At 73.9% G+C, this 12,276-nt stretch carries 10 protein-coding genes; 4 read left to right on the forward strand and 6 right to left on the reverse strand.

The annotated features are described in order from the left end of the window. Positions 1-63: 63 nt before the first annotated feature. The 4 genes from dnaG to ACE1OC_RS27690 form a co-directional block, all read right to left on the reverse strand. The gene (dnaG, locus tag ACE1OC_RS27675) at positions 64-2,004 is read right to left on the reverse strand and encodes a DNA primase (protein ID WP_407839286.1); all 1,941 of its coding nucleotides are present in this window, start codon (positions 2,002-2,004) and stop codon (positions 64-66) included. A 34-nt stretch (positions 2,005-2,038) separates the two neighbouring features. Then, entirely contained in the window at positions 2,039-3,313 is a 1,275-nt protein-coding gene (locus ACE1OC_RS27680; protein ID WP_407839287.1) for an NAD(P)/FAD-dependent oxidoreductase, read from the reverse strand. Positions 3,314-3,406: 93 nt separating this feature from the next. After that, entirely contained in the window at positions 3,407-4,750 is a 1,344-nt protein-coding gene (locus tag ACE1OC_RS27685; RefSeq protein WP_407839288.1) for a deoxyguanosinetriphosphate triphosphohydrolase, read from the reverse strand. 76 nt (positions 4,751-4,826) lie between these two features. Next, positions 4,827-5,585: a sirohydrochlorin chelatase gene (locus tag ACE1OC_RS27690; protein ID WP_407839289.1), complete on the reverse strand. Its 759-nt coding sequence runs from the start codon at positions 5,583-5,585 to the stop codon at positions 4,827-4,829. A 372-nt stretch (positions 5,586-5,957) separates the two neighbouring features. On the opposite strand from ACE1OC_RS27690, the gene ACE1OC_RS27695 reads away from it, so the two are divergent. The 4 genes from ACE1OC_RS27695 to ACE1OC_RS27710 all read left to right on the forward strand — a co-directional run bounded on the left by ACE1OC_RS27695 (position 5,958) and on the right by ACE1OC_RS27710 (position 10,699). Beyond that, positions 5,958-6,650 carry a hypothetical protein gene (locus tag ACE1OC_RS27695; RefSeq protein ID WP_407839290.1) on the forward strand — a complete coding sequence of 231 codons (693 nt, stop codon included), beginning with the start codon at positions 5,958-5,960 and terminating at the stop codon, positions 6,648-6,650. 238 nt (positions 6,651-6,888) lie between these two features. After that, on the forward strand, positions 6,889-7,503 hold the full coding sequence (locus ACE1OC_RS27700; RefSeq protein WP_407841696.1) for a SanA/YdcF family protein: 615 nt from the start codon (positions 6,889-6,891) through the stop codon (positions 7,501-7,503). A gap of 77 nt (positions 7,504-7,580) precedes the next feature. Next, on the forward strand, positions 7,581-8,351 hold the full coding sequence (locus ACE1OC_RS27705; RefSeq protein WP_407839291.1) for a glucose 1-dehydrogenase: 771 nt from the start codon (positions 7,581-7,583) through the stop codon (positions 8,349-8,351). A 173-nt stretch (positions 8,352-8,524) separates the two neighbouring features. Next, a complete protein-coding gene (locus tag ACE1OC_RS27710; protein WP_407839292.1) occupies positions 8,525-10,699 on the forward strand; it encodes a molybdopterin oxidoreductase family protein in 2,175 nt (724 codons plus the stop codon). On the opposite strand, the gene ACE1OC_RS27715 is transcribed toward ACE1OC_RS27710, so the two are convergent. Beyond that, the gene (locus ACE1OC_RS27715) at positions 10,696-11,691 is read right to left on the reverse strand and encodes a nucleotidyl transferase AbiEii/AbiGii toxin family protein (protein WP_407839293.1); all 996 of its coding nucleotides are present in this window, start codon (positions 11,689-11,691) and stop codon (positions 10,696-10,698) included. The genes ACE1OC_RS27710 and ACE1OC_RS27715 overlap by 4 nt on opposite strands. Beyond that, the gene (locus ACE1OC_RS27720; RefSeq protein WP_407839294.1) at positions 11,688-12,269 is read right to left on the reverse strand and encodes a hypothetical protein; all 582 of its coding nucleotides are present in this window, start codon (positions 12,267-12,269) and stop codon (positions 11,688-11,690) included. Before ACE1OC_RS27720 ends, ACE1OC_RS27715 begins: the two co-directional genes overlap by 4 nt. Positions 12,270-12,276: the final 7 nt, after the last annotated feature.

Here is a 12,276-nt window from a genome sequence, read left to right on the forward strand (position 1 = left end):
CCGGGCGGGACGGGCGCGACGCCCCTGACCGGGCCCGCCGGACAGCGGAACCCCGTCGGAGTCCTACAGGCCTTCCGCGCCGCGGTTGCGCAGGCGCTGGCCGTACTGCTGGAGCACCCACAGCTCTTCTTGGACCGCCGCCAGCTGCTCCGGGGCGTCCTGGTGGCCGAGGCGGGCCAGGGTGCCCTGGATCTCGTGCACCCGGCGGTCGACCGCGCGGAGCCTGACCTGGACCAGCTGGACCCCGGCGTAGACCTCGTCCACGGTCTTCGCGTGGATGGCCTCGACGACGAGCTCGGTGACCAGCGCGCGGACGGTGTCGTTCGGCGCGGCGTCCCGGACCCGGGTCAGGTAGTCCTCGGTGCCGAGCGAAGCGCCGCCGGCGTCCAGGATGGCCTGGCGGACGGCCGCGTAGGGCGGGGCGGTGAACTCGTCCATCCCGTACGCGTCGAAGGCGGGGGAGACCAGGGCGGGGCGCTGGAGCGCCAGCTTGAGCAGCTCGCGCTCGGTGATGTGCGCGGGGCTGCGCAGGTTCAGCGCGGGGCCCGTGGGCGTGGCGGACGGCGCCGGGATGTCCTCGTACGAGTGGCCGGAGCGGCCGGACTGGCCCGAACCACCGGAACCGCCGGCCTGCCCCCGGCGCTGCTGCTGGGGCTGGTTGCCGCGCTCCCGGGCCCAGCGGTCGAGCTGGGCGATCCGCTTGACCACGAACTGCTCGTCGCGCATGCCGAGCATGCCCGCGAGCTGGACCGCCGATTCGTGCTGGATCGCGACGTTCTTGATCTTCTTGATGATCGGGGCGGCTTCCTCCAGCGCGGCCGCCCGCCCCGCCGGGTTCTCCAGGTTGTGCCGGGCCACGATGTGCTTCAGCGCGAACTCGAACAGCGGGGTGCGGGCCTCGACCAGGTCCGCCACGGCCGCGTCGCCCTTGGCCAGGCGCAGGTCGCAAGGGTCCATGCCGCCGGGGGCGATGGTGATGGAGGTCTCCGCGGCGAACTTCTGGTCGTCCTCGAAGGCGCGCAGCGCGGCCTTCTGCCCGGCCGCGTCCCCGTCGAAGGTGAAGATCACCTCGGCGGTCGCGTTGTCCATGAGCAGCCGGCGCAGGATCTTGATGTGGTCGCCGCCGAAGGCGGTGCCGCAGGTGGCGATCGCGGTGGTGACCCCGGCCATGTGGCAGGCCATGACGTCGGTGTAGCCCTCGACCACGACGGCCCGGGAGGTCTTGGCGATCTCCTTCTTGGCCAGGTCGATGCCGTACAGCACCTGGGACTTCTTGTAGATCGCCGTCTCGGGGGTGTTCAGGTACTTGGGCCCGTTGTCGTCGTCGCGCAGCTTGCGCGCGCCGAAGCCGACGACCTCGCCGCTGATGTCGCGGATGGGCCACATCAGCCGGCCGCGGAAGCGGTCGATGGGCTTTCCGCTGCGGCTGTCCTGGGCCAGGCCCGAGGTGATCAGTTCCTTGTCGCTGAAGCCCTTGCCGCGCAGGAAGCGCGTCAGGTGGTCCCAGCCGGCCGGGCTGTAGCCCACGCTGAAGTGCTGGGCGGCGGCCTGGTCGAAGCCGCGCTCGGCCAGGAACTTGCGGCCGATCTCCGCCTCGGCGCTGCCGAGCTGGTCCATGTAGAACTGGGCCGCGGCCTTGTGCGCCTCGACCAGCCGGATGCGCTCGCCGCGCCCGCTGGTGCCGGCGGTGTAGCCGCCCTCTTCGTACCGCAGGGTGATGCCGGCCAGGCCGGCGAGCCGCTCCACCGCCTCCGAGAAGGAGAGGTGGTCGATCTTCATGACGAAGTCGAGGGTGTCCCCGCCCGCCTGGCAGCCGAAGCAGTGGTAGAAGCCCTTGCTGGGGCTGACCTGGAAGGACGGGGACTTCTCGTCATGGAAGGGGCAGAGGCCCTTGAGGTTGCCGCCGCCCGCGTTGCGCAGCTGGAGGTACTCCGAGACCACGGCGTCGATCGGGACCGCGTCCCGTACCGCCTTCACGTCGTCGTCGTTGATCCGTCCTGCCACGCGTGAAGTCTACGGCCGGGCGGAGACAATCCCGTCAGGCCCCCTCCGCCGGAACCAGGGCCGAGAGCGGAATCGAGGGATCCGCCAGCTTCTCGCGGTCCACGGGCGCCTTCGACCTGATCAGGGCCTGGATGTCCTCGGTGACGTCCCACACGTTCACGTTCATCCCGGCCAGCACCCGGCCGTCCGAGAGCCAGAAGGCGATGAACTCCCGCTTGCCCGCGTCCCCGCGGATCAGCACCTGGTCGTAGCCGCCCGCCGGGGCGTACCCCGAGTACTCCAGGCCCACGTCGTACTGGTCGGAGAAGAAGTACGGAACCCGGTCGTACGAGACCTCCTGCCCCAGCATCGCCCGGGCGGCGGCCGGACCCCCGTTGAGCGCGTTCGCCCAGTGCTCCACCCGCAGCCGGGCCCCCAGCACCGGATGGTGCGCGGCCGCCACGTCCCCGACCGCGTAGACGTCCGGGTCGGAGGTGCGCAGCGAGGCGTCCACGGCGATCCCGCCCCCGTGCTCCCGGTCCACCAGGGCCAGGCCCGAGGTCTCCGCCAGCGCGGTCCGCGGGGCGGCGCCGATCGCCGCGAGGACCGCGTGCGCCGGGTGCTCCTCCCCGTCGTCCGTACGGGCCGCCAGCACCATGCCGTCGTGCCCGACGATCTCCGTCAGGTGGGACCCGAAGTGGAAACGGACCCCGTGCTCGGTGTGCAGGTCGGCGAAGAGCCGGCCGACCTCCGGACCGAGCACCGCGTGCAGCGGGGTCGGCGCCGGCTCGATCACGGTGACCTCGGCCCCGTACCCGCGGGCGGCCGCCGCCACCTCCAGGCCGATCCAGCCGGCGCCCGCGATCAGCAGGTGCCCGTTGTCCCGGCCCAGCCCCGCCAGCGCCTTGCGCAGCCGCTCCGCGTGCGAGAGCCGGCGCAGGTGGTGCACCCCGACCAGCTCGGTGCCCGGGATGTCGAGCCGGCGCGGTTCGGCGCCGGTGGCGAGGAGCAGCTTGTCGTAGGGCAGCGCCGTGCCGTCGCCGAGGACCACCTTCTTGGCGTCCCGGTCGAGGTGGACCGCGGGCTGGCCGAGGTGCAGCTCGATGTCGGAGGCCGCGTACCAGGACGGCTCGTGGACGAAGACGCTCTCGCGCTCCTCCTTGCCCGCCAGGTAGCCCTTGGAGAGCGGGGGGCGCTCGTAGGGATGCTCGCGCTCGTCGCCGATGAGGATCACCCGCCCCGTGAACCCTTCGGACCTCAGCGTCTCGGCCGCCTTAGCCCCGGCGAGCCCTGCGCCGACGATGACGAACGTCCGGTGTGCGTCGACCACCTGATGCCTCCTCATAACCTCTGCGCCACATGCGACCACATGCGAGCGTCCCGCACCGAGCCTGCCGCGTGAAGGGGGAGTGGCCCGATCGGCTCACCCGTCGGCGCGTCGCGCGCGCTGGGTGAGGCGGGCGTGCAGGGAGCGCGCGGAGGCGTCCGTGAGGGCCGCGATCTGGTCCACGACCGCCCGCTTCCTGGCCCGGTCGTCCGGGGCCTCGTCGAAGATCGCACGGAACTGCGGGTCCAGACCCTCGGGCGCGCGGGCGCTGACGGCCTCCGCCAGTTCGGCCAGGACGATGCGCTGATCGGCGCGGATCCGCTCCTGCTCGTCGCGCTGCATGACGTAGAGGTCGGCCACCGCCTTCAGCACCGCGCACTCGTTGCGGGCCTCGCGCGGCACCACCAGCTCCGCCGCGTACCGGGTCAGCCGGCCCGTCCCGTACGCCTGCCGGGTGGCGCCCTCGGCGGCCAGGCAGAAACGGCCGATCAGCTGGCTCGTCGCATCCTTCAGCCGGGCCTGGGCCACGGCCGAACCGTCGTACCCGTGCGGCCACCACTCCTGCTCCATCAGCCGGTCCAGGGCCTCGCGCAGTTCCTCCGGCGCGGTGTCGGCGGGCACGTACCGGCCGATGGCCACCCGCCAGATCTCGGTGCGCTCGGGCTCGGCGAAGAGCAGGTTCGGGTCGAGGTGGCCGGCGTGCAGGCCGTCCTCGAAGTCGTGGACGGAGTACGCCACGTCGTCCGACCAGTCCATGACCTGCGCCTCGAAGCACTTGCGGTCCGAGGGCGCGCCGCGGCGCAGCCACGCGAAGACCGGCAGGTCGTCCTCGTAGGCGCCGAACTTCACCGAGCCCGGGTCGGTGGGGTGGTCCCCGCGCGCCCAGGGGTACTTGGTGGCGGCGTCCAGGCAGGCCCGGGTGAGGTTGAGCCCGACGCTGACGAGCTCGCCGGTCACCGGGTCGGGGACGAACCGCTTGGGCTCCAGCCGGGTCAGCAGGCGCAGCGACTGGGCGTTGCCCTCGAAACCGCCGCAGTCCTTGGCGAACTCGTTGAGCGCTTCCTCGCCGTTGTGGCCGAAGGGCGGGTGCCCCATGTCGTGCGACAGGCAGGCGGCTTCGACCAGGTCGGGATCGCAGCCGAGCGCGGCGCCGAGCTCGCGGCCCACCTGGGCGCATTCGAGGGAGTGCGTCAGCCGCGTACGAGGACTGGCGTCCCAGTCGTACGAACGCGTCCCCGGGGTCACCACCTGCGTCTTCCCGGCGAGCCGGCGCAGCGCGGCGGAGTGCAGCACGCGGGCGCGGTCGCGCTGGAAGGCGGTCCGCCCGGGCCGCTTGTCGGGCTCGGTGGCCCAGCGCTCGGTATCGGCGGGCTCGTACGGCTCGCCGGGCAGATCGAGGCCGGGTCGGACAGGTGCGGTGGTGCCTTCCATGCCTTCCATGGTCAAACGGTAACCGCACGAACCGACAAGACGAGTCAAGAGGAGCAATCCGAGCGTTTGGGAACCAACCCGACCGTTACGCGGTGGCCAGTTCGAGCGGCTGCTCCCGCGACTGCTCCCCTCCCACGGGTCCTGCTACGGGTCCTGCGAGCGCGGCGGCGGCTTCGTCGTAGCGCTGGAGCACCAGCCGGGCCAGCGCCGGATGCGCGCCCAGCGGAGCGGCGGCCGGGCCCGGCGCGGCGGCGGCGCTCGCGGCGGCGAAGCGGCCCGGGGCGGTGAAGTAGGAGGCGACCGCGACCCGGTGGAGGCCCCGCGCGGCCAGGGTCCGTACGGCGGCGGGCACGGAGGGCGCGGTGCCCGAGGCGTAGGCGGCCACCACGGGCACCCCGCCGAGGCGTTCCGAGAGCAGGTCGGCGGTGGCCCGCACATCGCTGGCGGAGTCGGGGTCGCGGGACCCGGCGGCGGCCAGCACCACCGCCGACCCGGCACTCCAGCCGGCCTCCACGAGCCGCTCGTACAGGGCCTCGACGAGCAGCGGATGCGGGCCCAGCGGGGCGGCGACACGGGTCAGCAGGTGCCCGGCGCGGGCGGCGGCGGCCGGGAGGTCCCGCTTGACGTGGGTCCCGCGGCCGAGCAGCAGCGGCACCAGGACGGCGGCTCCGGCGGCCCGTTCGAGGGTGTGGTCCAGCAGCGGGTGGTTCAGCTCGATGTGACCGAGCCGGACGTCGAGGCGGGGACGGAGCTCACGGACCCGTTCGAGCAGGGCTTCGACGGTGTGGAGGGCGCGCGGATCGCGGCTGCCGTGGGCCACGGCGACGAGGGCGGGCTGCTGCATGGGAGGACTCCTGCGTGGTGTCGGGGGCGCAGACCGCTGAGCTGCGTACCGAGCTGGGCGGTGATCCGGGTCAGCAGCTCCGCCGTGGTCGCGGGCGGAAGCGGTGGGAGGGGCGGGGGATGGGGCAGCGACTGCGGAAGGGGATGGGACAGGGACTCGGGAGGGTGCGCCGGCTCCGTCATGAACCGATCCTGCGCGCGGCAGGTTGCCGGTGCGTTGCGCGGGCGTGACGGGTGTTTTCCACCTGCTCACAGGGGGGTGGACGGCGGGGGTGGGCTCGGGCCGTGCTCCCCTGTGCCCGGAACACGCGGGGGCGGGACGGGGTGGGGGACACATGGGCGGGTTCTCGAAGTGGGCGGACCGCGGCTGCGCGTGGCTGTCCGGCGGCCGTCGCACCGGGCGGGGGCGGGCGGGGGTCGCCCGGCCCGAAGTCCGGGGGCCGGTCGGGCACGAACCGCCCCGCTCCCCGGGCGCTCGGCGTGCGCGCGCGAGGCGGCGGTCTGGCTGCTCATCGCCCTGGCGTCCGCGGCGCTCCTCGTCGCCTCCTTCCAGCAGCACCACCGGGAGGCCGAGCCCGAACTGCGGCGGGCCGGGGCGGCGGTGGCGACGGCCGTGGTGGCGCGCGCACCCTCGGGAGTGCACCCGCACACCAGTGAGGGCCGGGTGCAGGGGTGGACCTCGCGGCTCGAACTGACCGTCCCGGGAAGCGCGGAGACGGTCCGGGCGTCGGCCTACACCTATGAGGAGCCGAAGGCGGGAGACCGCGTACTGCTCCTGTACGCGCCCTCGCGGCCCGCCCTGGAGGGCCGGGTGGACGCGCGCAAGGACCTGCGGTCCGTGGCCGCGGGATCGGGCACGGGACCGGGGTCCTGGGATCCGTTCCCGCAGGCGGACGAGGCGCGCAAGGCGCTCCTCCCGGCCGCGCGGCTGCTCGCCCTCGCCCTGCACCTGCGCGCCCTGTACGGGCACCCGCACCCGGTGGCGGGCGCGCTCGCGTGGGTCTCCTGCCTGCTTCCGGCGCTGGGGCGCGCAGCGGCGTACGCCGCGGTGCGGGGCCTGCCCTGAGTCGAGCCCCCGGCCGGGGGGGAAACCGGCGGGACCGCACACGCGTCCGTAGACGACGGGACCACAGCAGGACCACGGCAGGACCACCAGCAGCACCGACAAGGGGATCGCATTGAGGCGCGCAGGGCTACGAGGTCGGCTACGAGTTCTGCCGGGGGCGGCATGGGAGCAGCTGAAGGCCGTACGGATCGGGGTGCCCCGGACCGTACCCGCCCGGCGGCGGGCCGTGCAGCTGGTGATGGCGGGCTGCGTGCTGGCCCTGCTGCCCTCGGCGTGGACGCACGCGTCCGCCGGGCCCCGGCTGCGGACCACCGCGGATGCGCCCGCCGCCGAGGTGGCCGTGGTCTTCGGCGCCGGGCTGTGGAACGGCCGGCCGACCCCGTACCTCGCGCGCCGCCTCGACGCCGCCGTCGAGCTCTACCGCGCGGGGAAGGTCAAGGTCGTCCTGGTCACCGGCGACAACAGCCGGACCGACTACGACGAGCCCGACGCGATGCGCGCGTACCTGACGGGCCACGGGGTGCCCGACGCCCGCGTCGTCAGCGACTACGCCGGCTTCGACTCGTGGGACTCCTGCGTCCGGGCCCGGGAGGTCTTCGGCGTGCACCGGGCGGTGCTGATCAGCCAGGGCTTCCACATCCGCCGGGCCGTCGCGCTGTGCCGGGCCGCGGGCGTGGACTCGTACGGGGTCGGGGTGTCCGACGTGCACGACGCGACCTGGTACTACGGCGGGGCCCGCGAGGTCTTCGCGACGGGCAAGGCGGCACTGGACGCGGTCTTCGAGCCGGAGCCGCGGTTCCTGGGACCGAAGGAGGAGGGGGTGTCGCGGGCGCTGGCCTCTCTGGCAGACTGACGCCGCGATCGGAGTATTCCGATTAGTCATATAGCTCTTAGGGCTATGTCCGCCGTGCGCGTCAGGGGTGTGGAACCGTGGCTGTTGTGGATCTGAGCGGCAAGGTCGTCGTCATCACCGGTGGGGCCCGCGGCCTCGGCGCGGCGGCCGCGCAGGCCGTCGTGGACGGCGGCGGCAAGGTGCTGATCACCGACGTCCTGGAGGCCGAGGGCGCCGAGACGGCGGCCAAGCTCGGCGACGCGGCGCGCTTCCTGCGCCACGACGTGACCAGCGAGTCAGACTGGGACGCGGCCTTCGCCTTCGCCCTCGCCGAGTTCGGCCGGATCGACGGCCTGGTCAACAACGCGGGCATCGCCTCCGGCGCGTTCCTGGAGCACGAGAGCATCGAGCACTTCCGCAAGGTCGTCGAGATCAACCTGGTCGGCGTCTTCATCGGCATCAAGGCCGCGATCCCGCTGATGCGCGAGAACGGCGGCGGCTCCATCGTCAACATCTCCTCCGCCGCCGGCCTCACCGGCCTCGCCCTGACCGCCGGCTACGGAGCCTCCAAGTGGGGCGTGCGCGGCCTGTCGAAGATCGGCGCGGTCGAGCTCGCCGAGTCCCGGATCCGCGTCAACTCCGTCCACCCCGGCATGACGCTCACGCCCATGACGGCCCCGGTCGGCATCCAGGCCGGCGAGGGCAACTACCCCGGCGCCCCCCTCGGCCGCGTCGGCCTCCCCGAGGAGATCGCCGCCGCCGTCGCCTTCCTCCTCTCGGACGCCGCGAGCTACATGACGGGCGCCGAGCTCGCGGTCGACGGCGGCTGGACGGCCGGCCTCACGGTGAAGTACCTGACCGGCCAGTGACCCGGCCCCGGCCGTCGACGCCGTCGACGGCCGGATCGTGTACGTGGAGATCCTCGACCGCGCCCCGATGCGCAGGGCCTCACCGGAGCCGGCCGGGGGCGCTGAGGTGGAGCACGCGGAGTTGTAACGGGAGGCGGCGGCCCGTGTAACACCGCCGACGCACGCTGGGCTCCATGCACACCTCGGGCTCCGCCACCGCCACGCACTGTCCGTACTGCGCGCTGCAGTGCGGCATGAACCTCCGCCCCGAGCCCGGCGGCGCGGGCGTGACGGTGGAGGAGCGGGCCGACTTCCCCGTGAACCTGGGCGCGCTGTGCGGCAAGGGCCGCACCGCCCCCGCCGTGCTCTCCTCCCGGGTGCGCCTCACCGAGCCGCTCGTCCGCACCCACGCCGGGCGGCTGGAGCCGGCCACCTGGGAGGAGGCCCTCGACGCCGTCGCCGAGGGCCTCGCCCGCACGCGGCGGTCGTACGGGGCCGACGCGGTCGGGGTGTTCGGCGGCGGCGGGCTGACCAACGAGAAGGCCTACGCCCTCGGGAAGTTCGCCCGCATCGCCCTGCGGACCTCGCAGATCGACTACAACGGCCGGTTCTGCATGTCCTCGGCCGCCGCCGCGCACCAGCGGGCCTTCGGGCTCGACCGGGGGCTGCCCTTCCCGCTGGAGGACATCCCCCGGACCGGCTGCGTCATCCTCGTCGGCTCCAACCCCGCCGACACCATGCCCCCCGCCCTCCGCTTCTTCCGGGAACTCCGCGAGAACGGCGGCACGCTGATCGTGGTGGACCCGCGCCGCACGCGCACCGCCGAACAGGCCGACCTGCACCTGGCCCCGCGCCCCGGCACGGACCTGGCACTGGCACTCGGCCTGCTGCACCTCGTCGTCGCGGGCGGGCACACCGACGAGGAGTTCATCGCCGAGCGCACCACCGGCTGGGAGGAGGCCCGAGCGGGCGCGATGGCGCACTGGCCGGAGCTCGTGGAGCGCATCACCGGCGTACCCGTCCCCAAACTCCGCGAAGCGGTGGCGATGTTCTGCGCCCCCGAATCCGCGATGGTGCTCACCGCACGCGGCCCCGAGCAGCAGTCCAAGGGCACCGACACCGTCGGAGCCTGGATCAACCTCTGCCTCGCCACCGGCCGGGCCGGCCGCCCGCTCTCCGGCTACGGCTGCCTCACCGGCCAGGGCAACGGCCAGGGCGGCCGCGAGCACGGCCAGAAGGCCGACCAGCTCCCCGGCTACCGCAAACTGACCGACCCGGCGGCCCGGGCCCACGTCGCCGGGGTCTGGGGGATCGACCCCGACGACCTTCCCGGGCCCGGCCGCAGTGCGTACGAACTCCTCGACGCCCTGGGTTCGGACGTCAAGGCCCTGCTCCTGATGGGCTCCAACCCGGTGGTCTCGGCCCCCCGCGCCGCCCACATCGAGGAACGCATCCGCTCCCTGGACTTCCTGGCCGTCGCCGACGTGGTCCTGTCCGAGACGGCGGCCCTGGCCGACGTGGTCCTCCCGGTCACCCAGTGGGCGGAGGAGACCGGCACCACCACCAACCTGGAGGGCCGCGTCCTGCTCCGCCGCCGGGCCCTGACCCCACCGCCGGGGGTCCGCTCCGACCTGGAGGTCCTGCACGGCCTCGCCACCCGCCTCGGCATGCCGAAGGCCTTCCCGACCGAACCCGAGGAGGTCTTCGAGGAGCTGCGCCGCGCTTCGGCGGGCGGCCCGGCGGACTACTCGGGCATCACGTACGCCCGCATCGAAGCCGAACAGGGCGTCTTCTGGCCCTGCCCCGCGGCTCCGCGGACGGGGGAGCCCGACGCACAGGATCCCGCCCCGAGCCAGCCGGCCCAGGCAGCCCAGGCAGCCCCGGCGGAGCCCGGCCCGGAGCCGGAGCCCCACCCCGGCACCCCCCGGCTCTTCCTGGACCGCTTCGCCACCGAGGACGGCCGGGCCCGCTTCGTGCCCGTCACCCACCGGGACGCCGCGGAGGTCCCGGACGCGGAGTACCCGCTCCTCCTCACCACCGGCCGGGTCGTCGCCCAGTACCAGTCGGGCGCGCAGACCCGCCGGGTGGACGAGCTCAACGCAGCCGCCCCCGGCCCCTTCGTGGAACTCCACCCCCGCCTCGCGGCCCGCATCGGCGCGGTCGACGGAGCCCCCCTCGCGGTCACCTCCCGCCGCGGCCGCGCGGTCGCCCCGGCCCGCATCACGGACTCCATCCGCGCGGACACCGTCTTCATGCCCTTCCACTGGCCGGGCGAGGGCCGCGCCAACACCCTGACCAACCCGGCGCTGGACCCGACGTCCCGGATGCCGGAGTTCAAGGTCTGCGCGGTCCGGGTGGAACCGGCCTAGCCGTTCTCCGGAGCTCCGGCGAAGGTGGGAGCCAGGGCCGCCAGCAGGCGGTTCGCGTAGGACTCGGCGGAGCCGGGGATCCCCGGGTACTCCTTGTGGAACGTGTCCCAGTCCGTCTGCGCGAACCCCTCGAAGACCTCCGGGGAGGGCGGCTGCTGACCGCCGCCGCCGACCTCGAATTCGCCGGAGAGCCGGAACACCTCCGCCAGCAGCGGGTACGGCAGGGCGCAGCTCTCCGCCAGCAGGACCGCGTCGTAGAGGTCCTTGCCCTGCGGGTACGTGTCCCCGGCCAGCCACACCAGCTTCCAGGCGAGGGACAGCTCCGGGGTGGCCCCCAGGAGCGGCACCCCCGCCACTTCCACCGGCTCGGGCGCGACCGGCAGGTGCTCGTTGAAGACGAAGTCCAACTGGACCTGCCCGCCCCGCATCCCCGGTGCGGACCAGGGCAGGACCAGCCTGCGCCCCGGAACGCGTTCGTACGTCCAGATGTACTCGGAGACCGCCTCCGACGCGGGCATCACCAGGCCGCCGTACGGGGCCAGCCGCTCGGCCCCGGCGGCGATCGCGTCCAGCATCCGCCCGGTGCGGTCCTCCTCGATCATCCAGTCCGCGGGGACCACGACGAAGTCCAGGTCGTGCGGTTCCCGCGCGATCTCCCCGAACCACTGCGACATCAGCATGCTGCCGCGCAGCACCAGCGAATCGGCGTCGCCCGAGGCCCCGACCGCGCGCAACGCCACGTCCATCGCCGCCCGCCGGGCCGCCCGCCAGGCCGTTCGTGCCGCCGGCTCCGAGATCACCGGATCCAGCGGCCGGTACGCCTCGGAGAAGTGCTTGAGGGCGGGGTCGAAGGCCACCGCGGTCGGATCACCCCTGTCGCCCGTCCTCATGGTCCGGGGCAGCTCGTCCCTCCGTCGGAACCGCTCCGCCGCCGGCTCCGCGGGGTCGTCCGGACCTCCCGGAATCGACGGCTTCCACTCCTGGCCACTCATCGCGCGTCCCCCTCCTCGATCCACCCGTCGTCCACCGACAGGTCACTGTCGTACAGCACGAACTCCCGCTCCTCCGAGCGGATCTCGTACCCGGCCCCGGCCAGCGCCGCGACCAGCGCATCGCACGCCGCCCCCGCCTCCGTCGCCGTACCCCGCCAGCGCTGGGTCACGAAACGTTCCTGCCGCGCCCCCGGCAGGACCCGGCGGGCGTTCCACGAGACGTGCGCCGCGTGCCGGACCGCCAGGGACTCCAGGGCCGGGCGGTCCCAGCCGGCCGGGAGGCGCAGTTTCAGATGGTGCTCGAAGTACCCGCCGCCGGGCCCCGGGGGCTCCGCGGTCCACGGGACCGTCTCCACCTTGACCCGGACCGGGTCGAAACCGGCCGCGCGCAGCCGGGGCACCAGAACCTCGTGCCCGTCCCGGTCGGGCAGCGTCAGCATCGGCTGCGAGACCATCCGGCCCCGGGCCAGCACGATGTGCGTGACCTTCAACTCCCGCTCAGCCGACCATGATTCGAGCCGGGCCAGCTCCGCCGGACCGGCGCAGCGCACAGTGACGTGCGTTTCGTACACAGACATGACCGCG

It is taken from the genome of Streptomyces stoeckheimensis (genome assembly GCF_045822005.1).
GTDB lineage: Bacteria > Actinomycetota > Actinomycetes > Streptomycetales > Streptomycetaceae > Streptomyces > Streptomyces stoeckheimensis.

What these genes read in the sequence shown, in the direction of transcription:
- ACE1OC_RS27685 (WP_407839288.1), bottom strand. Translation starts at nt 4,750, where the DNA reads ATGGAAGGCATGGAAGGCACCACCGCACCTGTCCGACCCGGCCTCGAT.
- ACE1OC_RS27690 (WP_407839289.1), bottom strand. Translation starts at nt 5,585, where the DNA reads ATGCAGCAGCCCGCCCTCGTCGCCGTGGCCCACGGCAGCCGCGATCCG.
- ACE1OC_RS27700 (WP_407841696.1), top strand. Translation starts at nt 6,889, where the DNA reads ATGGCGGGCTGCGTGCTGGCCCTGCTGCCCTCGGCGTGGACGCACGCG.
- ACE1OC_RS27710 (WP_407839292.1), top strand. Translation starts at nt 8,525, where the DNA reads ATGCACACCTCGGGCTCCGCCACCGCCACGCACTGTCCGTACTGCGCG.
- ACE1OC_RS27715 (WP_407839293.1), bottom strand. Translation starts at nt 11,691, where the DNA reads ATGAGTGGCCAGGAGTGGAAGCCGTCGATTCCGGGAGGTCCGGACGAC.
- ACE1OC_RS27720 (WP_407839294.1), bottom strand. Translation starts at nt 12,269, where the DNA reads ATGTCTGTGTACGAAACGCACGTCACTGTGCGCTGCGCCGGTCCGGCG.